This window comes from Arthrobacter sp. B6 (assembly GCF_001663775.1).
Lineage (GTDB): Bacteria > Actinomycetota > Actinomycetes > Actinomycetales > Micrococcaceae > Arthrobacter.
Map to the genome: position 1 here is coordinate 1,577,299 of NZ_KV467168.1, position 21,382 is coordinate 1,598,680.

Sequence of the window (21,382 nt, forward strand, 5' to 3'; positions counted from 1 at the left end):
GCGGCTCAGTAGAACTGGTTGCCGGTGCGCATGGTTTCGAGGCGCCGGAAGACACGTTCTGCGCCCCTGACCCAGAGCCGGTGCCGGACCGGGGCCAGCACGAAGTCGTAGCAGCCCACAAAGTCCGTGACCGTCTTGCTGAAGCTGGTTTTGAACATGCCCATTCCGTGAAGGTTGTGGGACTTGTCCTTGATCCTGGCCGCAGGCGGCGTGCCGCAGAAGTCATACTCCGTGCAGCCGAGCTCCTTCATCCTGCGGATCGCGGCCCACTGGACCAGGTGCGAATCGCCGTACTGCTTCCGGTTCTGTATGGAACCGCCGTCCTTGTAGGTGGCTTTGGAACCGTAATTGATCACAAAGGCCCCCACGCTGGGTTTGCCGTCCTCGTGGACAAAAAAGAAGCTGCCCTGCCCGCGGTTACAGAACTCGTCCCAGAACCGGACGTAGTACTCGTAGCTGCGAAGCGGCATGGAACCTTTGGCCTTGACGGTGTCCGCCATCAGGTCGTAGAGGGCGCGGTACGTCTCAGGGCCCGGCTCCCCCTGCACCACTTGACAGCCTTCGCGCTCAGCACGCCGGATGGCGTTGCGGGCGCGTGAGGAAATGGCGCGGAACACCTCGTTCTCCGTTGGGGAGATATCCAGCAGGGCCGTGGAATCGTTGGACTGGATGTTGGGGGCCTTCACCAGGCCGGCGGCCGTGAGTTGAACCTGTGCCTCCGCGGAGTTGACGATATCCGGCTCCACTTTGATTGCGAAGACGTTCAGCTTCCGTGCCTTCACAAATTCGGCGCAGGCTCCCAGCGCCGGCCTGAGGTCCGCGGCAGCGCTGATGTCGGGTCCTTTGATGAGGTACCAGAGGCGGCCCAGCACCGGGAACTTCTTCTCCAGGACCAGGTTGTAACTGGCAGCCCCGCCGGACTCCAGGACCAGGAAGCGGACGTCCCAGCCGTTGCCGTTCTTTACCGAGGCGTAGGCCGCAGACTGCAGCATGTTGCCGCCGTTCGGGTTGGCAGTGACGTGCTTGTCCCAGTTCTCAATTTCCTCGCCTGTGGCAAAGCGGGCGGTGAATTTTCCCAAGGGGGCCGTGTCCTGTCTGTTGGTCTTGTGCGCGGTTTTGTAGGTGTGGCTGCGGGCAGACATGTAGCCACAAGTCTAAAGCCTGAACCGGTCCGGGCTTTCCCGCGTGATCCCCCGGGCCGCCTTGACTCAGGGTCCGCGCTTCGCAAGGGTTGTCGCATGGAGCCGCACCCTGAAGAGTCCAGCAACCGGTCCGGGATTGCCGCAGCGGCCTACGGGACCGGCGCGCAGATTGTTGCATTTGCCGTTTTCCTGGGAGCCTCCGCCCTGGTGGCGTGGCTGGGGGCGTTTGCCACGGCGAACAACGTCAACGGCTGGTATGTCAGTGCTGACAAGGCGCCATGGACACCGTCCAATGAGGTGTTTGGCCCGGTCTGGACGGCGCTGTACATCAGTATGGCCGTCGCCGCCTGGCTCGTCTGGCGACGCCGCGTCCCGGAGTCACGGCCGGCGCTGGTCACCTACGGCATCCAGCTGGCCCTCAACCTGCTGTGGACACCGGTGTTCTTTGGCCTCTACCCGGTGCTTGGCACACTTGCGCTGTGGCTTGCCTTCGCGATTATCCTCGCCCTGATCGTGGCGGTGACGTTTACGGTGCTCCGTTTTGGACCCATCAGCCAGGCAGCGGGACTGCTCCTGCTGCCCTACGTCACCTGGATTGTGTTCGCTTCATCCCTGAACCTCTGGGCGGCGCTGAACAACTAACGTCCGCCGTTCACCCAGGAATCAGCATTCGACGACGTTGACAGCGAGGCCGCCCATCGCCGTCTCCTTGTATTTCGAGCTCATGTCGCGGCCGGTTTCACGCATGGTGACGATCACCTCGTCCAGGGACACCCGGTGCGAGCCGTCACCCCACAGCGCCATCTTCGCGGCGTTGATGGCCTTCGCCGCCGCGATGGCGTTGCGTTCGATGCAGGGCACCTGGACAAGCCCGCCGATAGGATCACACGTCAGGCCCAAGTTGTGCTCCATCGCGATCTCCGCGGCATTCTCCACCTGTGCCGGCGTCCCGCCCATCACCTCGGCCAGGCCCGCCGCCGCCATGGACGACGCCGAGCCCACCTCACCCTGGCAGCCCACCTCAGCACCGGAGATGGACGCCTGCTCCTTGTACAGCACCCCGATGGCACCGGCCGTGAGCAGGAACTTCACCACGACGTCGTCGCGGTCCTGCTGCGTGGCGTTCTCCATCCCGGGGGCGAAATGCAGTGCGTAGTACAACACCGCGGGGATGATGCCGGCCGCACCGTTGGTGGGCGCAGTGACCACCCTGCCGCCGGACGCGTTCTCCTCGTTCACGGCCAGGGCGATCAGGTTCACCCATTCCTGCCAGTACTTGGGGTCCCGGTCTTTGTCCTCCTTCAGGAGCCGGTCATGCCAGTCCGGCGCACGACGGCGGACCTTCAGCCCGCCGGGCAGCAGGCCAACACGTTTGAGGCTGACCTGCACGCAGCTCTCCATCACCGAGTAGATATGCAGCAGGCCTTCGCGAATCTCCTCCTCCGGCCGGGATGCGCGTTCGTTGACCAGCATGATCTCTCCGATGGACAGGCCCTTGGACTGGCAGCGCCCCAGCAGTTCCGCCGCGGTCCGGAAGGGCAGCGGCAGTTCCTTCTTGGATTCGTCCAGTTCCTTGAGTGCCGCCTCTTCCTCCCCCTCACGGACAATGAAGCCGCCGCCTACGGAAAAGAATGTGGCCTCGTGAAGGACTTCGCCGCCGGCATCGGTGACGGCGAACTTCAGGCCGTTGGTGTGCCGCGGGAGGATGGTCAGCGGCCTCAGGATAATGTCCGTCACCCCATAGGGCAGGGGTATCGAACCTGCCAGCTGCAGCGTTCCCGTCTCTGCGATCCCGGCGAGCCGCTCCTCCACCTCGTCAGGCAGGATCAGCTCGGGGTGGAACCCCTCCAATCCCAGCAGGATCGCGGTCATGGTCCCATGGCCGTGCCCGGTGGCCGCGAGCGAGCCATACAGGTCCACCCGAAGGCCAGCCACTTTCTCCAGCGCACCGGAGGCCTTCAGCTCCTCAGCGAACACCGCGGCAGCCCGCATCGGCCCCACGGTATGTGAGCTCGACGGTCCAATTCCGATGGAAAAAAGATCAAAGACTCCAACGGCCATTTAAGGTTCCTAACTAGGTGATTTTGCTTCGGCAGAGACGCCCCGCCCAGGAGTTTTTGTCCAGATACAGGGACTTAAAGGTCCTCCAACCCCCATTATCTGGACAAAAACTCCGGAGGTCAGGCGAGGTTGGCGACTGACGGGTAAAGCGGGTGGGCCTTGGCGAGGGCCTCCACACGGTGACGCAGGCCGGACAGGTCCGCGACGGCGTCGGCCATCAGGGCCTCGGCAATGATGTCGGCGACCTCGCGGAAGGCTGCCTCGCCGAAACCGCGGGTGGCCAGCGCCGGGGTGCCGATGCGCAGCCCGGAAGTGACCATCGGCGGGCGCGGGTCGAAGGGCACGGCGTTGCGGTTGACCGTGATGTCGATTCCCGCAAGCCGGTCCTCGGCCTGCTGGCCGTCCAGGTCGCAATTGCGCAGGTCCACCAGGACCAGGTGCACGTCGGTGCCGCCGGAAATCACGTTGATCCCCTTGGCGGTGACGTCCGGCTGGACCAGGCGGTCAGCGAGGATCCGGGCACCGGCCAGGACGCGTTCCTGGCGTTCCTTGAACTCCGCGGACGCGGCGATCTTGAAGGCCACAGCCTTGCCGGCGATGACGTGCTCCAGCGGCCCGCCCTGCTGGCCCGGGAACACAGCCGAGTTGATCTTCTTGGCGATGGCGGCGTCGTTCGTCAGGATGATGCCGCCGCGCGGACCGGCGAGGGTCTTGTGCGTGGTGGAAGTGGTGACGTGGGCGTGGGGCACCGGTGACGGGTGCAGCCCTGCGGCCACCAGGCCGGCGAAGTGCGCCATGTCCACCATCAGGTAGGCGCCCACGGAATCGGCGATCCGGCGGAACTCGGCGAAGTCCAGCTGCCGGGCGTACGCGGACCAGCCGGCAACGATCAGCTGCGGCTTGTGCTCCTCTGCCAGGCGTTCCACCTCGGCCATGTCGATCCGGTGGTCCTCTTCTCGGACCTGGTACGGGATGACGTTGTACAGGCGGCCGGAAAAGTTGATCTTCATGCCGTGGGTCAGGTGGCCGCCGTGGGCCAGGTTCAGGCCCATGATGGTGTCGCCCGGCTTGATCAGTGCGTGCATCACCGAAGCGTTGGCCTGCGCACCGGAGTGCGGTTGCACGTTCGCGAACTCGGCGCCGAACAGGGCCTTGACACGGTCGATGGCCAGCTGCTCGACCACGTCGACGTGCTCGCAGCCACCGTAATAGCGCTTGCCCGGGTAACCTTCGGCGTATTTGTTGGTCAGGACCGAGCCCTGCGCCTGCATCACGGCCACCGCGGTGTGGTTCTCCGAAGCGATCATCTCCAGGCCATCGCGCTGGCGGCCCAGTTCGTCGTCGATCCTGGCCGCGATCTCAGGATCGAGCTCGGACAGCTGGGCGTCGAGGCTGTGCGAAACGACCTGTTCGAAGGCTGTGCTTGTACCTGCGGCTGCGGCGCTCACAGCTCGCCGCCATTCTTGGACGCGTAGTCCTGGGCGGAGAGCAGCGGTCCATCGGAGTCGGCGGCCACCTTAAACAGCCAGCCGGCGCCGTAGGGATCGCTGTTGATCAGTGCTGGGTCCTCGACCACGGCCGGGTTGGTCTCGGTGACTTCACCCGTCACCGGGGAGTAGAGGTCGGAGACGGACTTGGTGGACTCCACCTCGCCGCAGGTCTCACCGGCCGTCACGGTCGAGCCGACCTCGGGCAGGTCCACGTACACAATGTCGCCAAGGGCGTCCGTGGCCACGGCGGAAATGCCGATGGACACAAGGTTCCCATCCTCACGGGCCACCCACTCGTGCTCGTCGGAGTACTGCAGTTCAGGGGCAACTTTTGCCATGTGCTTTTCCTTAATTTTGTTTGCGAAAAGTGAGAGAGCGTTGGCTCAATCACTGCAGGAAGTGAGAGAGCGTTGGCTCAATCACTGCAGGAAGTGAGAGAGCGTTGGCTCAATCACTGCAGGAAGTGAGAGAGCGTTGGCTCAATCACTGCAGGAAGTGAGAGAGCGTTGGCTCAATCACTGCAGGAAGTGAGAGAGCGTTGGCTCAATCACTGCAGGAAGTGAGAGAGCGTTGGCTCAATCACTGCAGGAAGTGAGAGAGCGTTGGGGCTGGGATCCGGCAGCGTGCGTCAGAGCGACGAAGGGGCAGCACGCAGAGGATCTCAGGCCCAACGCAACCCGAAAACTATTTTTGGCGCTTGTAGAACGGGAGTGCCACGACTTCGAATGGCTCCGTCTTTCCGCGGAGGTCGATGTCCAGGGCGGTGCCGGCTTCGGTGTACGCGACGTCGACGTAGGCCAGTGCCACCGGGTAGCCGAGGCTGGGCGAGGGCTGGCCGGAGGTGACTTCACCGACGACGGCGCCGTCCTTGAGGACCGGGTAGTGGCCCCGGCCGGCACGGCGTCCGAGGCCTTTGAGGCCTACGAGCCTGCGGCCGGAGGTGTCGCCGGCGCCCGCTTCCTTTTTGGCGGCGAGCGCCGCCTTGCCCACGAAGTCGCCTTCCTTGGAGAGCGCGACGACGGGTCCCAGGCCGGCGGCGAACGGGTCGCCTTCCAGGGAGAGTTCGTTGCCGTACAGCGGCATGCCGGCTTCGAGGCGGAGGGAGTCGCGGCAGGCAAGGCCGGCAGGTACCAGTTCCCCTTCATCCGCGATAGCCACGATGGCCTGCCAGAGTGCCGGGGCGTCTTCGTTGGCCACAAAGATTTCGAAGCCGTCCTCGCCGGTGTAACCCGTGCGGGCCAGCAGAAGCTCCTGGCCGGCTCCGGCCACGAGGAAGGGAACCTCGACGGCGGCGTAGTACTTGAGCCCGGTGACCAGGCTGTGCTGGGCGGCGGGGACCAGGCGGAGAAGGATTTCCTCCGCTTTGGGGCCCTGGACGGCGATGAGTGACGTCTCGGCGGAGGCATCGTCCACCACGACGTCAAAGCCGGCCGCACGCCGGACAAGTTCAGCTGCGACCGTCTTGGCGTTGCCGGCGTTGGGGACCACCAGGAAGCGGTCCGTGCCATCTTCAGCAACTGGACGGCGGTACATGATGAGGTCGTCGATGATGCCGCCGTCCTCGTTGCAGATCAGCGAGTACTTGGCCTTGCCCACGGGCATCGCGGAAATCCTGCCCACCAGCGCGTAGTCCAGGAACGCGCCGGCGTCCGGGCCGGTCACCCATACTTCGCCCATGTGGGACAGATCGAAGATGCCTGCGGCCTTGCGGACGGCGTGGTGCTCGGCCAGCTCCGAGCTGTACTTGAGCGGCATCTGCCAGCCACCGAAATCGGTGAACGAGGCGCCGAGTTTCTTGTGCTCTTCGTAAAGGGCTGTGTAGTTCTCAGTCATCGAAAAATCCTTAGTTCTCAAACTCGGAAAGCGGCGGGCAGGAGCAGATCAGGTTTCGGTCCCCGGCGGCGCCGTCAATGCGGCCCACGGGCGGGAAGTACTTGTCCTGCTTGAGCGAGGCGACCGGGAACACGGCCTGTTCGCGCGGGTAGGCGCGGTCCCAGCCGCTGCTGATGACGGCTGCCGCGGTGTGCGGGGAGTTGCGCAGCGGGCTGTCCACCAGGGTGAAGTCGCCGTGGGCCACCTGGTCGATTTCAGCACGGATTGCGATCATCGCGGTGATGAAGCGGTCGATCTCGCCGAGGTCCTCGGACTCGGTGGGCTCCACCATCAGCGTTCCGGCGACGGGGAACGCCAGGGTGGGGGCATGGAAGCCGTAGTCGATCAGGCGCTTGGCCACGTCTTCTGCAGTCACTCCGGTTCTAGCGGTCAGTTCGCGCAGGTCCAGGATGCATTCGTGCGCCACCAGTCCGGCTTCACCCGTGTACAGCACCGGGAAGAAGTCGTTCAGCCGGGCGGCGATGTAGTTCGCCGCGAGCAGCGCTGATTTGGTGGCTTCGGTCAGGCCTTGGCCACCCATGAGCTTGACGTACGCCCAGGAAATGGGCAGCACGCCGGCGGAGCCGAACCGCGAGGCAGAGATCGGAACGTCATCGCCTTCGGTCCAGGTGGCAGCGTTGCCGGGCATGAACGGCGCCAGGTGCGCCTTGGCTGCGACCGGCCCGACGCCGGGTCCGCCGCCGCCGTGCGGGATGCAGAAGGTCTTGTGCAGGTTCAAGTGGGAGACGTCGCCGCCGAACTTGCCCGGCTGGGCCAGGCCCACCAGGGCGTTGAGGTTGGCGCCGTCGATGTACACCTGGCCGCCGGCGGCGTGGACGGCGTCGCAGACCTCGCGGACGTCGGCGTCGTACACCCCGTGGGTGGACGGATAGGTGATCATGATGCAGGACAGCGCGTCCTTGTGGGCCTCGATCTTGGCGTAGAGGTCCGTGTGGTCGATGGTTCCGTCCGCAGCGGTAGCCACTACCACTACCTTCATGCCGGCGAGGACGGCCGACGCCGCGTTGGTGCCGTGGGCTGAGGCCGGGATGAGGCAGACGTTGCGCTGGTCATCGCCACGGGAGCGGTGGTAGCCGCGGATCGCCAGGAGCCCGGCGAGCTCCCCCTGCGAACCGGCATTGGGCTGGATGGAGACCTGGTCGTAGCCGGTGATCTCGGTGAGCTGCGCTTCCAGGTCGGCGATCAGTTCCCGCCAGCCCTCGGTCTGGGAATCCGGCGCGAACGGGTGGATCGACGCGAACTCCGGCCAGGAAATGGCTTCCATCTCTGCCGTGGCGTTCAGCTTCATGGTGCAGGAGCCAAGCGGGATCATGGTGCGGTCCAGCGCGAGGTCCCGGTCGGAAAGCCTGCGGATGTAGCGCAGCAGCTGCGTTTCGGAATGGTGGGTGCTGAACACGGGGTGCTGCAGGAACTCGGAGGAACGCCCGACGGCGGCGTCCAGCGCGAACCCAGTGTCCGTGCCGGCAGCCGCGTCTACGGCCTCGGCACCAAAGGCGGCCAGCACGCCGTCGACGATTGCCGCCGTCGTGGTTTCATCCGTGGAGAAGCCCACGGTGTCGGCGTCGATGCTGCGCAGGTTGATGCCTTTGGCTTCGGCGGCGGCAACGATCCCGGCTGCCTTGCCGGGCACCGAGACGGTGACCGTGTCGAAGAAGCTGGTGTGGAGCACGTCCAGGCCCGCCGCCTTCAGGGATGCGGCCAGGGTCCTGGCGTGGCCGTGGGCGGCCAGGGCGATCGCCTTCAGTCCGTCCGGGCCGTGGTACACGGCGTACATGGACGCCACGATCGCCAGCAGGGCCTGCGCGGTGCAGATATTGGACGTGGCCTTCTCGCGCCGGATGTGCTGCTCGCGGGTCTGCAGCGCAAGACGATAGGCGGGCACCCCGGCATTGTCCTTGGAGACGCCCACCAGCCTCCCGGGCATGGAGCGCTCGAGGCCCTTTTGCACGGCCATGTAGGCGGCGTGGGGGCCGCCGTAGAACAGCGGAACGCCGAAACGCTGGGCTGAGCCGACGGCGATGTCGGCGCCCTGCTCACCCGGAGGGGTGATCAGGGTCAGGGCCAGCAGGTCGGCGGCCACCGTCACCAAGGCACCGCGGTCTTTGGCTTCGGCGATGACGGCGGAGTGATCGAATACCCGTCCTGACACACCGGGCTGCTGCAGCACCACACCGTTGATGACGCCGTCGGGCAGGCCCTGGGAGAGGTCGGCCACCTCCACCTCGAAGCCCAGCGCTTCGGCGCGGCCCTTCACGATGGCGATGGTCTGCGGCAGGCAGTCCGCGTCCAGGACAGTCTTCCCGTCCCGGGCGTCCTTGTTCTTGTTGGCGCGGCGCATCATCAGTACGGCTTCCGCTACTGCTGTGGATTCGTCCAGCAGCGAGGCGTTGGCGACGGGGAGGCCCACGAGGTCCTGGACCATGGTCTGGAAGTTCAGCAGCGCCTCGAGCCGGCCCTGGGAAATCTCCGGCTGGTACGGAGTGTATGCGGTGTACCAGGCCGGGGCCTCGAGGATGTTGCGGCGGATCACCGGCGGCGTCACGGTGTCGTAGTACCCCTGGCCGATCATCTGAACGGCGGTCTTGTTCTTGGCGGCGAGCCGGCGCAGCTCGGCGAGGGTTTCCACCTCGCTCAGCGCAGCCGACAGGTCCAGTGCGGTGTCCTGGCGGATGTCCTTCGGGACCGCGGTGTCCACCAGCGCATCAACGGTGTCGTAGCCGACAGCCTTGAGCATGGCGTCGACGTCGGCCTCGCGGCGGGCGCCGATATGCCGGTCGACAAAAGGCGCGGACGCTGAGGTGGCGGTGGCTGGGGCGGCGGAGGCCGGATAGACGGTCACAAGGAACTCCATAACTCAGGCGGCGCAGGGTGCGCCACATCGATTCGGGTTCCTCCCCGCTCTGTATTGGACCTGAGAGTTTCCACGTGGGCCGCTGCTGCGGAACCGCGCTTGCACCTTCGGTGAGCGGGCAGTCCTGGCGTTCCGGAGTGCGGGACACCCCAGGCGGACAGCCTGCTACTTTCCAGAGTTGCCTCGCCGCGGCGGTACGTGGGCCTGAGAGATTCCTGGGGAGGGTTTGCTCCTACGGCGCCTGCTGTACCTACTAGCAGAACTCTCCCGCCGCAGATCAAAGGCTTATTCAATTGGGATACACATTTTGGGTGGCCGGTGACAGCCATCACCAATTGTCCTATGCCGCAGGCTTTCGGGCAAATGGGACGGCACGCATGGGCAGGATCAGCTACGTGGCCGCTTAGCCTCTCAGCCGCTCCACCGCCGAAAGGAGTTCCTCCACGTCGCCCTGCCTTCCGTCCGCATTACCGGAGGGCCCGCTTTCCCACATGGCGTTGAAATACAGCCCGTCCCCCATATACAGCACGGCTTTCGCCATGGTTTTGCCGACATCGGCGGCGATCAGGTCCAGCCATTGCTGCTGGATGGCCGCAAAGCGGCGGCGGGCATCCTCATGGGCCACCTCAGCCAGGCGCGTCGCAGCAACAAACGAGCGGTCCATGGGCGTGTCGGACCAGAGCGATGACCGGATGAAATACGCGGCCGCCCCCTCGGGTGCGGCCGCCATAACGGCAAGATCCTCCCCTGCCAGGCGATCCAGGCGCTCAAGAGTGGCGGTGATCAGCGATTCCTTGTTGGGGAAGTGGTACAGCAGGCCACCCTTGGACACACCTGCCCGTTTGGCCACCGCATCCAGCGTGGCAGCCCGCTCCCCGACGTCAATCAGGAGTTCTTCAAAGGCGTCGAGGACGGCATCACGCGCGACGGGTTTTCTGGCCATGGTTCCAATCATCCATCCTGCGGACCTCAATTTATTAACTATACCGTCCGGACGGTATAGTTATTGCATGACGATGTCCGCTACCTTCCGGCACAACACACACAGCACACCCGCCACGCCGTCCACTGACAGGTCAACACCGGCTCCCGCCAAGGGCCGGTGGCGCGACTGGCTCGCCCTGGGACTGCTGATGTTCCCGGTCCTCCTCGTGGCCGTGGACAACACAGCGCTGACATTCGCACTGCCGGCCATCGCCCGCAGCCTGGAGACATCAGGCGTCCAGCTGCTGTGGATCGTGGACGCCTATCCCCTGGTTCTTGCCGGGCTGCTGGTGGCCATGGGCAGCTTGGGCGACCGGATCGGGCGCCGAAGGCTGCTCCTGATCGGCAGCGTCGGTTTCGCGGCAGTCTCCGCTGCCACAGCCTTCGCCCCGAGCGCCGAGTGGCTCATCGCGGGCAGGGCGGCGCTGGGGTTCTTCGGCGCCATGTTGATGCCGTCCACGCTGTCATTGATCCGGAACATCTTTCCGGACCCCAATCGGCGCCGGCTGGCTGTGGCCATCTGGGCGGCGGGCTTCTCCGGCGGGGCCGCACTTGGCCCGATTTTCGGGGGCTGGCTCGTGGAACAGTTCTGGTGGGGCGCCATCCTCCTGGTCGCAGTGCCCATCATGCTGCCCCTCCTGGCATTTGGACCGGCGTTCATCCCGGAGTCCAGGGATCCCCGCCCCGGGCGGGTGGACTTCCCCAGCATCCTGCTGTCCCTGCTGGTGATGGTGCCGGTGGTTTATGGCATCAAGGAACTGGCCACGGAGGGCTTCGGAACCCTCCCTGTATTCCTCACCGGGTTTGGCCTGGCCATGGGATTCGTTTTTGTCCGCCGCCAGCTACGGCTGGCCAGCCCCCTGCTGGACATGTCATTGTTCCGCAACAGGGTGTTCAGCACAGCCATCCTGGCAAACATCCTGGCCCTGTTTTCCTTCAACGGCTTCATTCTGTTCCTCGCCCAGCACCTTCAGCTCCTGGAGGGGATGACGCCGTCCGCGTCCGGTGTGGCCATGATCCCGGCCCTGCTGGCAACAGTGGTGGCCGGACTGGTGGCTGTGCCCCTGGTACGAAAGGTCCGTCCGGGTTTTGTTGTGGCCGGCGGACTTGCCCTGAGCGCAACCGGCCACGGCCTGGTCGCCTTCGGCAACCACAGCACCGGGCCGGCGATCCTGCTGGGAGCGCTGCTCATCCTGGCCCTGGGCGTGGGCACCGCAGAGACCATCTCCAACGACCTCATCCTGGGCGCCGTTCCCGCCGAAAAGTCAGGCGCGGCGGCCGCCATCTCCGAGACGGGCTACGAGGTGGGGTCACTGCTGGGGACGGCTGTCCTGGGCTCCATCCTGACGGCTTCGTACCAGCACAATCTCCTGGTTCCCGCCGGGGTCGCAGAGGCAACGTCCGGGACAGCTGCACACCAGGCCGGCGAAACCTTGGCGGGCGCCATCGAGCTGGCCGCGGCCCTGCCTGCGCCGCTCGCGGAAGCCCTCCGGGCCGCAGCGCGCGCGGCCTTCGATTCCGGCGTCCATATCACCGCGGGGATCGCGCTGGTACTGATGGCAGGAGCGGCGGCTGCTGCCGCCGTCGTGCTTCACAGCGTTCCCAAGGCGGAGTAGACGACGGCGGCGCCCAGGTCCCGCATACATCTCGGCACCCGGCCACAGGCCAGCACGAAAAAGCGCCCGGCGCCGGACATAAATCCGACGCCGGGCGCCCTCTGACTGTGCGCCGCTACGGGCGCTTCGCTATTTTGCGTCCGGTGCAGTGACGCTTGCGGAGGCCTTCATCGTTTCGGCGTTCACCATCCAGGCGTACTGCTCCAGCTTGGCGATGAATTCATGGAGCAGGTCTGCAGTGGTGGGATCCTCTTCATCCACTTCGTCATGGACCTTGCGCATGGTCCCCACGGCAGCCTCGAGGGCGGCAACGATCCGCTCAATGGCGTCCTTGGTGTTAATCAGGCCCTCGGGAAACTGGGCGAGGCTGGTGCTCTTGGCCACCGTGGCGCTGCGGCCATCGGGAAGGGCATGCAGGGCGCGCATCCGCTCAGCTGTGTCGTCCGCGAACTGCCGTGCGGCATCCACGATCTCATCCAGCTGCAGGTGCAGGTCCCGGAAGTTGGTCCCCACGATGTTCCAGTGGGCCTGCTTGCCCTGGAGATGCAGCTCGATCAGGTCCGCGAGTACAGCCTGGAGGTTATTGGTCAGGGTCGGTGAAGCTTTCATGAATCCTCCTCGATTGGTCCAGTAGTCCCGACGCTATCAGCCGGTTTGACGGGAGGGAGCAAAATTTCTCAGTGAGCTTACTAATGCACTCCGAGCAACTTAAAAGAACGTGATTCATTTAGGGCCTTGCGCGAAAGGCCCGCACCGTTCATACTAAATGAACGTCATTCATTTAGTGACGGTCGTCTCACTGGAAGTAAGCACATGATTGAAATTTCCTGCCTCGATTCGCCCGCCTCCCTCGCCCGGACAATGCCGTCCGAACGCCCTGCCCTCCGGGTCGGCGTCGTGCAGCACCGCTGGCATGCAGACACTGCCGTCCTGCAGGCTGAACTCGACGAGGGCATCGGCCGTGCCGCCCGGCTCGGCGCCTCGGTGGTATTCCTGCCCGAACTAACGCTTTCCCGCTACCCGGCGGACACTCGCCCGGAGAACGACATCCCCCGGCATGGAGCCGCACAGCCAAGGGCGGACCGGCCGAGGCCGTCGGACACCGCCGAGGACCTGCTCACCGGACCGACCTTCCGCTTCGCCGCTGCGTCGGCCCGCCGCCACGGAGTGTCCGTCCACGCCTCCCTCTATCAGCAGGCCGAGAACCCGGATGGCAGTGACGATGGCCTGGGGCTGAACACCGCCATTTTGGTTTCCCCCGAAGGTGAACTGCTGGCCCGCACGCACAAGCTGCACATCCCGGTCACTGCCGGATACTACGAAGACAAATTTTTCCGCCCCGGGCCCGCAGCGGCCGACGCCTACGAGGTCCACGCGCCGGCAGAACTTGGCGGTGCCCGGCTGGGCATGCCCACGTGCTGGGATGAATGGTTCCCGGAAGTGGCCCGGCTCTACTCCCTCGGCGGCGCCGAGATCCTGGTCTACCCCACCGCCATCGGCTCCGAACCGGACCACCCGGACTTCGACACTCAGCCGCTGTGGCAGCAGGTGATCGTGGGGAACGGCATCGCCAACGGTCTCTTTATGATTGCCCCCAACCGCTGGGGCAGCGAGGGAACGCTGAACTTCTACGGTTCTTCATTCATCTCCGATCCCTACGGCAGGATCCTGGCCCAGGCGCCGCGGGATGCCTCCGCCGTCCTGGTGGCAGACCTCGACCTGGACCAGCGCCGGGACTGGCTCACGCTCTTCCCGTTCCTGGCAACCCGCCGCCCCGACACCTACGGCCGGCTGAGCGAACCCGTGCGACGTGACCAGCCGCTCGGCGGCGAAGCACCGGCATATTTGGGGGTGACCTCATGAGCGCGTGGCGCATGCCCGCAGAAACGGCCCCGCAGGACCGTCTCTGGATGGCCTTCCCCACCGGGGGATACACCCTCGGGGATACGGCCGACGCTGCCCACGCTGCCCGGTCCACGTGGGCAGCGGTGGCCAATGCCGCCGTCGAATTCGAGCCGGTCACCATGGTGGTGGACCCCGACGACGTCGGCATCGCCGCCCGCTATCTCCACCCGGACGTCGAGGTACTCACCGCCCCGCTCAACGATGCGTGGATGCGGGACATCGGCCCCACTTTTGTGCTCGACCAGGACGGGAGCCTCGGCGCCGTCGACTGGGTCTTTAATGGCTGGGGCGCCCAGGACTGGGCACGCTGGGACAAGGACGCACTGATCGCCGGCGAGGTTTCCGGCCGCGCAGATGCCCGGCACATCGTGTCCGCCCTGGTCAACGAAGGCGGCGGCATCCAGGTGGACGGTGAGGGAACCGTGCTGGTGACGGAAACCGTACAGCTGGATCCGGGCCGCAACCCCGGGCTCAGCCGCGCGGACGTTGAGGCGGAGCTTGCACGCACCATTGGCGCAACACACGTGGTCTGGCTGCCCCGCGGGCTGGCCAGGGACTCGGAACGGTTCGGCACGCGCGGGCATGTGGACATCGTGGCCGCCATCCCCTCCCCCGGCACGTTGCTGGTGCATTCCCAGCAGGACCCCCGCCACCCGGACTTCCAGGTGAGCCGTGACATCATCGAGCACCTCCGGACCACGAGGGACGCGGCCGGGCGGGAGTGGAACATCATCGAAGTCCCCGCGCCTGAAACACTGTGGGATGACGAGGGGTTTGTGGACTACAGCTACATCAACCATGTGGTGGTTAACGGCGGCGTCATCGCTTGTACCTTTGCTGACCCCAACGATGACAAGGCACTGCAGATCCTGGCAGAGGCCTACCCCGGACGGCGCGTTGTCGGCATCGACGCGCGGGAGCTCTTCGCCCGCGGCGGCGGCATCCATTGCATCACCCAACAGCAGCCTGCTGCCTCGTAGAAAGCGCTGGACAATGACTCAAACGATCCGCAAGAGCACCCCTGCCGGCCAGCCGGGCGGGAACAACGCCGCCGGTTCATCGCACGGCATCACTGCCAAGGGCCTGAAGGGCGGGCAGCTGGGCCTCCTCGCCGTGGTGGTCCTGGGCATATCCACCATTGCACCGGCGTACACGTTGACCAGCGCCCTGGGCCCCACGATCAATGAAGCCGGGCTCCAGCTGCCGGTGATCTTCCTGATCGGCTTCATTCCCATGATCCTGGTGTCCCTCGCCTACCGGGAGCTCAACGCCGACTCCCCGGACAGCGGCACCACGTTTACCTGGGTCACCAAAGCCTTCGGGCCCTGGGTGGGGTGGATGGGCGGATGGGGGCTCCTGGCGGCCAACATCATTGTCCTGTCCAACCTGGCGGCAGTGGCTGTGGACTTCTTCTATCTCTTTCTCGCCCAGCTCACGGGTTCACCGGAGCTGGCCGAACTCGCCGCCAACAAGCCGCTGAACGTGCTGACGTGCTTCGTGTTCGTGGCCCTGGCGGTGTGGATCAGCTACCGCGGCATGCACACCACCAAGCTCGTGCAGTACGGCCTGGTGGGGTTCCAGCTGCTGGTCTTGGGCCTGTTTGTGGCCATGGCCTTCGCCAACTGGTCCACGTCTGAAACCGCCATCCCGTTCAGCTGGGAGTGGTTTGACGTCACCAAGATCGAGACGTTCGGCCAGATCGCGGCCGGCATCTCGCTCTCCATCTTTGTTTACTGGGGCTGGGATGTGTGCCTCACCGTGAACGAGGAAACCACCAACGGCAAGAAGACGGCTGGACTGGCCGGGACCTTGACCGCCGTAATCGTCCTGGGCATCTACCTCCTGATCAGCATCTCCACCATGATGTTCGCCGGCATCGGCGATACGGGCAACGGGCTCAGCAACCCCGATAACCAGGAAAATATCTTCATCGCCCTGGCTTCCCCCATCATGGGGCCGTTCGCCATCTTGATGTCCCTCGCCGTCCTCTCCAGCTCCGCGGCGTCCCTGCAGTCCACTTTTATGTCGCCGTCCCGCAGCCTGCTGGCCATGTCCCACTACGGCGCCCTGCCCAAGCCGCTCAGCCGGCTGAGCAAACGCTTCTCGACGCCGCGCACAGCCATTATTGCGGCCGGCGTCCTCTCCGCGGGTTTCTACGCGGTGATGCATGTGATCAGCGAGAACGTCCTGAATGACACCATCCTGGCGCTGGGCCTGATGATCTGCTTCTACTACGGGCTTACTGCCATCGCCTGCGCCTGGTACTTCCGGAACAGCGTTTTCAGCAGCATCCGCAACTTCGTGCTCCGGCTGCTGTGCCCGGTCCTGGGCGGCGTGGGTTTGTTTGTGGTGTTCCTGCAGACGGCCGTGGACAGCTGGGCTCCGGAGTTCGGCAGTGGCTCTGAGGTCTTCGGTGTGGGGCTGGTGTTTGTTTTGGGCATCGGCATCCTGGCGCTCGGTGCCGTCTTCATGCTGATCATGGCCCGTCTCCGGCCCGGGTTCTTCCGTGGCGAGACCATCCGCCGCGATACCCCCGCGCTGGTGGTGCCGGACTAGGCGCCGCCACCCTGGTTGCCCCTCCGCTCGCGTACAGAACGGCACCCTGACCCGGATTTCCGGGGCAGGGTGCCGTTCTTGGTTTACTGTGCTTATCTCAACGCTGGTTCACCGTTGAACGGAAGGTCACCAGAAGTGCGCTACGTCCACTACCAGCCGGGATCCGGAACCCGGTCCGTCCAGGGTGAATACCCGGAACGGGAGCCGTGCACGGACACCCAGGCCGACGTTTGTGTAGCCTTCAAAGCTGCCTGCCCAAGCTACCTGACGGAAGGTCTGGTAACCCGCCACGTTGGACAGTTCGGCTTGGTTGGCCGGGCTGTACGTAGCGCTGCCGGTTTCACTGTCGTAGGACGGCGCGGTCACAGTGACCTGGATGAACGCCCTCCCCCGCAGGGGAACCAGATTTCCGGAACCGTCCTGCGCCACGTTGTCGACGTAGCGGACGTTATAGCCGGCCACAGGGCCGTTGAGATCAACCACCATCCGGTCGAAGCAGTAGTGCTGCCCCGTCCGCACGTTGGTTACTGATGCGGCGCTCATCGCTGGATTTGATTCGGCCAGCGATCCCCATACAAGTCCGCAATAGGATGTGGTTGCCGAGGCGGGCCCCGGAGCCAGGAAACCCAATCCGACAGCCATCACGATGACCGTCAGCCACGTATGAAACTTTTTCATTGTGGGCCACCCTTCGAGTGATTGGATAGCTCAAGCGTAGGAGCCCGAAACCCGCTTAAGTAGGGTTGTGTCCGCTTCGGGGCGGAACCGTTAAATGCCCCCGGTTCCGGTCACGCCGGCGTAATTCTGGAGGCTTGGCGGCGGTAAAAGAAACCCAATTAACACCGTTTCTGGACGGAAGCGTTATGCGACATAACGACGCCGGCACGCGGCTTTTTGAGGTTGGTCCCGAACAGCATAAAGGCGCCGCCCCCTGAGCGGAGGCGGCGCCTGCAAAACGGACTGAATGCTGTCTAGCCCTCGCACTCGCGGCAGTACTTCATGCCGTTCTTTTCGCGGGCAACCTGGGAACGGTGGCGGACCAGGAAGCACGACGAGCACGTGAATTCATCCGACTGCTCGGGAACAACAATGACCGTCAGCTCTTCGTTGGAGAGGTCAGCGCCCGGAAGGTCGATGCCTTCGGCTGTGTCGTTCTCATCGACGTCGATAACTGCGGTCTGGGCAGCACCCGACCGGGAGGCCTGGAGGGCTTCCAGTGATTCTGCGGGAGACTCTTCTTCTTGCTTACGTGGAGCGTCGTAATCGGTAGCCATAGCGTGTTCACTTTCGTTGCTGCGCAGCGCCATTTCAGGCACCTCAGTGAAGCAGTTTAGGTCATTATGCCGTGACTTGGAGAATAGTGTGCTGAACCAGACAATTTGCTACCGTTCTGTGATTTCCACGGCAGAAGAGGAGTCATGCCCCGAAAGTACGGGCCGAATGTTGTGGCCGCGTTTCGTGGCAGTCCCGCGGCCGTTAACCCTTGACGCAGCGTGCACCGCGTTGCCCCTGCTGTGGCGCCCCGCGAACGTCAGTTCTAGGCTGAAAGGCAGGCAGTTCAGTCGCGACCCGAGGGAGGCACCCATGGCAGTCAAACTCAACCGCAAGGCCCTGACGCACGCGCGCGAACTCATCAAGAGCGGGAAAGTGCAACGCGACGTCCGCGATGACTGGAGTGAGCACGCGCCCTCGGCCGACGACGAAAACGCCTTCATCGACAAGCACGGCTTTGGCGACTTCGCGCAGTGGCATCTGGGACGCGACGACGAGAAATCCGACGGCACGAAAGGAAGTGTGAGCTTCCCCTTCGGCGACTTCAAGAAGGTCCACCGCTGTGCCGTGATTTCATTGGAGAGCCGGGCCGGCCAGTACGGCCACGACGACATCCGCGACGCCGCCAAGAAACTGCTGGACCTGATCGATTCGGACTGAGCAGGCGGCCGGGTGCTGCTCCCCGTCGTCGAGCGCTACCGCTACGTCTGGGCGCGCCCGTGAGTCACGCGAGCCACCTCAGTGATCGGTGTGCCCGCCCTCTTTGACCCACAGCGTGTCGCCCTCCACGCGGTCGAGCTCATCTGAGGCGAAGTAGGCATGTCCAGCGAACAGACCGGACTTATCAACCTTCACATAACCGATTCGCAGTAGCCTCTCCGCGGTGTGGTGGGGCAGCTTGGAGGTCACTGCAAATTCATCGATCACGGTACCGACAAGGCCTCCGGTTTCGGGGTCGACCTGGCCGTCCGCTGTCACGGCCTCCGGATCACCCATCTTCAGGGCCTCAACCTTTCCGATCTTCTTCCCATCCGCTGCTACCACGTGCATTCCTTCACGCACTTGCTCAATGACCGCCATGACGTTCTCCTTGCATGCAACCGCTGGATGCAAAACAGTGTAGGCCTCACCGGGACCCAGAAATAGGGGCAGACGAACGTCGCCACCCCAGATACCGGCAAAGGAACCATGACCGCAGGGAATCATCGAACGGGCTTCCGATTCCGCGGTCAAGATTCCGTGAGAATTATTCTGCATATCATCCCGCGCGGTCTGATATATTAGTCCTGTCGACCTGAAAAGCAGAGGATCGATCGTCAACTCGATGAGGAGTGGAACAGCATGCAGCAACTCGCGCACCGGCTCGAACGCCTGGGCACCGAAACCGCCTTCAGCGTCGCCCAAGCCGCTGCCGCCTGGAAGGCGAAGGGGAACAGTGTGTACCCCTTCCATCTGGGCGACATCAACATCCCAACGGCCCCCCATATTGTCGAAGCGATGAACCGGGCCATCGCCGACGGTTATACGGGCTATTGCCCAGGCCCCGGCATCCCGCAGCTGCGCGAGGCCCTCGCCGATGATCTCGGCGCCCGCCGTGGTATCACGTTCTCCCCTGACAACGTCGTCGTAATGACGGGCGGCAAGCCGGTCATCACGAAGTTCCTGCAGGCGGTCATGAACCCGGGCCAGGAAGTGCTCTACCCCAACCCCGGCTTCCCGATCTACGAATCGCAGATCGAGTACCTCGGTGGCACGGCCGTGCCGTACCGCTACCTGCCCACGAGCCAGGGCTTCGCGATCGACCTGGACCAGGTGCGCGCATCTATCACCCCGAATACCGTCGCAATCATCTACAACGACCTGCAGAACCCCATCTCGGCAGAGTCGACTGCGGCGGAGCGGGAGGCCATCGCGCAGCTCGCGCAGGAGCACGACCTCTGGGTACTCTCCGATGAGGCGTACTTCGAGACGCGCTATGAGGGTGTCTCAAGCTCGATCGCGTCGCTTCCCGGAATGGCGGAGCGCACCGTGATCCTCTACACGTTCAGCAAGAAGTTCGCCATGACCGGATCCCGCCTGGGCTGCGCCGTCGCCCCGATCGAGATCGCCAAAATTCTCAGCACCCTCAACACCAACGATGAGTCATGCACGACGCACTACGTGCAATGGGCCGGCATCGAAGCGCTCCGTGGCACACAGGAACCCGTACAGCAGATGCTCGACATCCTGCGCGTCCGCCGGGATGCCGCCTGCGAACTCGTGAACGACATCGCCGGCATGCACGTCGCCGTACCGCAGTCGACGTTCTACCTTTTCCCCGACGTCACCGAAGTGATGGAGCGCATGGGCTACACGGCAGTGGGCGAGTTCGCCTCCGCAGCCCTGTACGAAACCGGCGTCTCCTTCTGCACACGTGAGCACTTCGGCCGCCGCCAGCCCGGCGAAGAGCGGCAGTACATCCGGCTCGCCTACTCGGGCATCGACGTCGCCGATATCCGCGACGGCCTCGGCCGGCTGCGCAAGTGGATCGAGACGGCATGAGCCGGGTTGTCGTCACGGGACGTGTACCCGAAGCCGCACTCGAGAAGCTGCGCACCGAGCACGAAGTCGATGCCTGGAAGGGTCCGGAATCGATTGGCCGCGAGGAGCTCCTGCGCCGGGTAGCCGGGGCCGATGCCGTGGTGAGCCTGCTCACCGAACGCATCGACGCCGAGCTGCTCGACGCCGCCGGCCCGCAGCTCAAGGTGGTCGCGAACGTCGCTGTCGGCTATGACAACATCGACGTGCCCGCTTGCACCGAACGGGGCGTCGTCGCCACCAACACACCCGGCGTGCTCACGGAGGCCACGGCCGACATCGCGCTCGGCCTCATCCTCTCGGCGACCCGACGGCTCGGCGAGGGGGAACGGCTCATCCGCTCCGGCCAGGACTGGAAGTGGGGCATGTTCTTCCTGCTCGGCAGCAGCCTGCAGGGCAAGACCCTCGGCATAGTCGGCATGGGCGGTATCGGCCAGGCGACCGCGCGCCGGGCCAAGGCCTTCGGCATGGAGATCGTTTACCAGTCCCGCAGTGAGATCGATCCAGGGGTCGCTGCCGAGCTGGGCGCCCGGCGGGTCGATCTCGATGAGTTGCTGGCCATCTCCGACGTCGTTTCGTTGCACTGCCCGTACGGGCCTGCCACGCATCATCTGGTGGGCGCCGAGCAACTGGCGGCGATGAAGAGCTCGGCGTACCTGGTGAACACCGCGCGTGGACCGATTGTCGACGAAGCGGCGCTCGCGTCTGCGCTTCGCCAGGGGAAGATCGCGGGCGCCGGGCTCGACGTTTTTGAGAACGAGCCCAGCGTGCACCCCGGATTGCTCGGGCTCGAGAACGTGGTGCTCGTGCCGCACCTCGGCTCCGCCACCGTCGAGACCCGTACCGCGATGGCGATGCTCGCCGCCGACAACACCCTGGCCGTGCTCAGCGACGAACGACCGCCCGCGCCGATCAATTAGTGGCAACAGGCGCACGTTGCGGTCAAGCGACGCGTGTGCCGGGCCTTGCCGGGCCCGCCGCCGGTCCTCCAACGTGCAGTTCGCCAGTTACATGACCAACACCGAATCGAGTACG

General features: G+C 64.7%; 19 protein-coding genes and 1 riboswitch. Of the genes, 8 read left to right on the forward strand and 11 right to left on the reverse strand.

Features of this window, described 5'->3' with window-relative positions:
• Positions 1 to 5: 5 nt before the first annotated feature.
• A complete protein-coding gene (locus tag AU175_RS06810; RefSeq protein ID WP_082979043.1) occupies positions 6 to 1,142 on the reverse strand; it encodes a lipid II:glycine glycyltransferase FemX in 1,137 nt (378 codons plus the stop codon).
• Between the two features lie 96 nt (positions 1,143 to 1,238).
• On the opposite strand from AU175_RS06810, the gene AU175_RS06815 reads away from it, so the two are divergent.
• A complete protein-coding gene (locus tag AU175_RS06815; protein WP_066286932.1) occupies positions 1,239 to 1,784 on the forward strand; it encodes a TspO/MBR family protein in 546 nt (181 codons plus the stop codon).
• Between the two features lie 21 nt (positions 1,785 to 1,805).
• On the opposite strand, the gene AU175_RS06820 is transcribed toward AU175_RS06815, so the two are convergent.
• The 6 genes from AU175_RS06820 to AU175_RS06845 all read right to left on the reverse strand — a co-directional run bounded on the left by AU175_RS06820 (position 1,806) and on the right by AU175_RS06845 (position 10,380).
• Complete coding sequence (locus AU175_RS06820; protein WP_066286934.1) at positions 1,806 to 3,203, reverse strand: L-serine ammonia-lyase; 1,398 nt, start codon at positions 3,201 to 3,203, stop codon at positions 1,806 to 1,808.
• Between the two features lie 119 nt (positions 3,204 to 3,322).
• A complete protein-coding gene (glyA, locus tag AU175_RS06825; protein WP_066286936.1) occupies positions 3,323 to 4,651 on the reverse strand; it encodes a serine hydroxymethyltransferase in 1,329 nt (442 codons plus the stop codon).
• Entirely contained in the window at positions 4,648 to 5,031 is a 384-nt protein-coding gene (gene gcvH, locus AU175_RS06830) for a glycine cleavage system protein GcvH (RefSeq protein WP_066286938.1), read from the reverse strand. Before gcvH ends, glyA begins: the two co-directional genes overlap by 4 nt.
• 346 nt (positions 5,032 to 5,377) lie before the next feature.
• Positions 5,378 to 6,526 carry a glycine cleavage system aminomethyltransferase GcvT gene (gene gcvT, locus AU175_RS06835; protein ID WP_066286940.1) on the reverse strand — a complete coding sequence of 383 codons (1,149 nt, stop codon included), beginning with the start codon at positions 6,524 to 6,526 and terminating at the stop codon, positions 5,378 to 5,380.
• 10 nt (positions 6,527 to 6,536) lie between these two features.
• Positions 6,537 to 9,437, reverse strand: coding sequence for an aminomethyl-transferring glycine dehydrogenase (gene gcvP, locus AU175_RS06840; RefSeq protein ID WP_066286942.1), 2,901 nt, complete (start codon positions 9,435 to 9,437; stop codon positions 6,537 to 6,539).
• Between the two features lie 182 nt (positions 9,438 to 9,619).
• Positions 9,620 to 9,717, reverse strand: a riboswitch (glycine riboswitch).
• A gap of 123 nt (positions 9,718 to 9,840) precedes the next feature.
• Complete coding sequence (locus AU175_RS06845) at positions 9,841 to 10,380, reverse strand: TetR/AcrR family transcriptional regulator (RefSeq protein WP_066290694.1); 540 nt, start codon at positions 10,378 to 10,380, stop codon at positions 9,841 to 9,843.
• 73 nt (positions 10,381 to 10,453) lie between these two features.
• On the opposite strand from AU175_RS06845, the gene AU175_RS06850 reads away from it, so the two are divergent.
• Entirely contained in the window at positions 10,454 to 12,037 is a 1,584-nt protein-coding gene (locus tag AU175_RS06850) for an MFS transporter (protein ID WP_156642365.1), read from the forward strand.
• Positions 12,038 to 12,166: 129 nt separating this feature from the next.
• Here AU175_RS06850 and AU175_RS06855 read toward each other — a convergent pair whose 3' ends face one another.
• The gene (locus AU175_RS06855; RefSeq protein ID WP_066286947.1) at positions 12,167 to 12,646 is read right to left on the reverse strand and encodes a Dps family protein; all 480 of its coding nucleotides are present in this window, start codon (positions 12,644 to 12,646) and stop codon (positions 12,167 to 12,169) included.
• A 204-nt stretch (positions 12,647 to 12,850) separates the two neighbouring features.
• On the opposite strand from AU175_RS06855, the gene AU175_RS06860 reads away from it, so the two are divergent.
• From AU175_RS06860 to AU175_RS06870, 3 genes are read left to right on the forward strand one after another with little or no spacing between them, the layout of a single operon-like run.
• Positions 12,851 to 13,900, forward strand: coding sequence for a nitrilase-related carbon-nitrogen hydrolase (locus tag AU175_RS06860; protein WP_066286949.1), 1,050 nt, complete (start codon positions 12,851 to 12,853; stop codon positions 13,898 to 13,900).
• Entirely contained in the window at positions 13,897 to 14,922 is a 1,026-nt protein-coding gene (locus tag AU175_RS06865) for an agmatine deiminase family protein (protein ID WP_066286951.1), read from the forward strand. The genes AU175_RS06860 and AU175_RS06865 overlap by 4 nt, the downstream gene beginning before the upstream one ends.
• Positions 14,923 to 14,935: 13 nt before the next feature.
• A complete protein-coding gene (locus AU175_RS06870) occupies positions 14,936 to 16,498 on the forward strand; it encodes an APC family permease (protein WP_066286953.1) in 1,563 nt (520 codons plus the stop codon).
• Positions 16,499 to 16,624: 126 nt separating this feature from the next.
• Here AU175_RS06870 and AU175_RS06875 read toward each other — a convergent pair whose 3' ends face one another.
• Both AU175_RS06875 and AU175_RS06880 read right to left on the reverse strand, forming a co-directional pair.
• On the reverse strand, positions 16,625 to 17,176 hold the full coding sequence (locus AU175_RS06875; RefSeq protein WP_066286955.1) for an AMIN-like domain-containing (lipo)protein: 552 nt from the start codon (positions 17,174 to 17,176) through the stop codon (positions 16,625 to 16,627).
• A 293-nt stretch (positions 17,177 to 17,469) separates the two neighbouring features.
• A complete protein-coding gene (locus tag AU175_RS06880) occupies positions 17,470 to 17,772 on the reverse strand; it encodes a DUF4193 domain-containing protein (protein ID WP_066290696.1) in 303 nt (100 codons plus the stop codon).
• A gap of 310 nt (positions 17,773 to 18,082) precedes the next feature.
• Between AU175_RS06880 and AU175_RS06885 the strand changes: the two genes are divergently transcribed.
• Positions 18,083 to 18,430, forward strand: a complete 348-nt coding sequence (locus AU175_RS06885) for a hypothetical protein (RefSeq protein WP_066286956.1) — start codon at positions 18,083 to 18,085, stop codon at positions 18,428 to 18,430.
• 78 nt (positions 18,431 to 18,508) lie between these two features.
• On the opposite strand, the gene AU175_RS06890 is transcribed toward AU175_RS06885, so the two are convergent.
• Positions 18,509 to 18,850 carry a hypothetical protein gene (locus AU175_RS06890; RefSeq protein WP_066286957.1) on the reverse strand — a complete coding sequence of 114 codons (342 nt, stop codon included), beginning with the start codon at positions 18,848 to 18,850 and terminating at the stop codon, positions 18,509 to 18,511.
• Between the two features lie 261 nt (positions 18,851 to 19,111).
• Here AU175_RS06890 and AU175_RS06895 point away from each other — a divergent pair, with 261 nt between their 5' ends.
• Positions 19,112 to 20,311, forward strand: coding sequence for a pyridoxal phosphate-dependent aminotransferase (locus AU175_RS06895; protein ID WP_066286958.1), 1,200 nt, complete (start codon positions 19,112 to 19,114; stop codon positions 20,309 to 20,311).
• Positions 20,308 to 21,267 carry a 2-hydroxyacid dehydrogenase gene (locus tag AU175_RS06900; RefSeq protein WP_066286960.1) on the forward strand — a complete coding sequence of 320 codons (960 nt, stop codon included), beginning with the start codon at positions 20,308 to 20,310 and terminating at the stop codon, positions 21,265 to 21,267. The genes AU175_RS06895 and AU175_RS06900 overlap by 4 nt, the downstream gene beginning before the upstream one ends.
• The last annotated feature ends 115 nt before the right edge of the window (positions 21,268 to 21,382 follow it).

Bases quoted from the DNA above. Each gene is read 5' to 3' on its own strand.
- AU175_RS06885 (WP_066286956.1), top strand. From the start codon at position 18,083: ATGGCAGTCAAACTCAACCGCAAGGCCCTGACGCACGCGCGCGAACTC.
- AU175_RS06860 (WP_066286949.1), top strand. From the start codon at position 12,851: ATGATTGAAATTTCCTGCCTCGATTCGCCCGCCTCCCTCGCCCGGACA.
- AU175_RS06900 (WP_066286960.1), top strand. From the start codon at position 20,308: ATGAGCCGGGTTGTCGTCACGGGACGTGTACCCGAAGCCGCACTCGAG.
- AU175_RS06815 (WP_066286932.1), top strand. From the start codon at position 1,239: ATGGAGCCGCACCCTGAAGAGTCCAGCAACCGGTCCGGGATTGCCGCA.
- AU175_RS06865 (WP_066286951.1), top strand. From the start codon at position 13,897: ATGAGCGCGTGGCGCATGCCCGCAGAAACGGCCCCGCAGGACCGTCTC.
- AU175_RS06850 (WP_156642365.1), top strand. From the start codon at position 10,454: ATGTCCGCTACCTTCCGGCACAACACACACAGCACACCCGCCACGCCG.
- gcvP (WP_066286942.1), bottom strand. From the start codon at position 9,437: ATGGAGTTCCTTGTGACCGTCTATCCGGCCTCCGCCGCCCCAGCCACC.
- AU175_RS06895 (WP_066286958.1), top strand. From the start codon at position 19,112: ATGCAGCAACTCGCGCACCGGCTCGAACGCCTGGGCACCGAAACCGCC.
- AU175_RS06820 (WP_066286934.1), bottom strand. From the start codon at position 3,203: ATGGCCGTTGGAGTCTTTGATCTTTTTTCCATCGGAATTGGACCGTCG.
- AU175_RS06855 (WP_066286947.1), bottom strand. From the start codon at position 12,646: ATGAAAGCTTCACCGACCCTGACCAATAACCTCCAGGCTGTACTCGCG.
- gcvT (WP_066286940.1), bottom strand. From the start codon at position 6,526: ATGACTGAGAACTACACAGCCCTTTACGAAGAGCACAAGAAACTCGGC.
- gcvH (WP_066286938.1), bottom strand. From the start codon at position 5,031: ATGGCAAAAGTTGCCCCTGAACTGCAGTACTCCGACGAGCACGAGTGG.
- AU175_RS06845 (WP_066290694.1), bottom strand. From the start codon at position 10,380: ATGGCCAGAAAACCCGTCGCGCGTGATGCCGTCCTCGACGCCTTTGAA.
- AU175_RS06810 (WP_082979043.1), bottom strand. From the start codon at position 1,142: ATGTCTGCCCGCAGCCACACCTACAAAACCGCGCACAAGACCAACAGA.
- AU175_RS06875 (WP_066286955.1), bottom strand. From the start codon at position 17,176: ATGAAAAAGTTTCATACGTGGCTGACGGTCATCGTGATGGCTGTCGGA.
- AU175_RS06880 (WP_066290696.1), bottom strand. From the start codon at position 17,772: ATGGCTACCGATTACGACGCTCCACGTAAGCAAGAAGAAGAGTCTCCC.
- AU175_RS06890 (WP_066286957.1), bottom strand. From the start codon at position 18,850: ATGGCGGTCATTGAGCAAGTGCGTGAAGGAATGCACGTGGTAGCAGCG.
- AU175_RS06870 (WP_066286953.1), top strand. From the start codon at position 14,936: ATGACTCAAACGATCCGCAAGAGCACCCCTGCCGGCCAGCCGGGCGGG.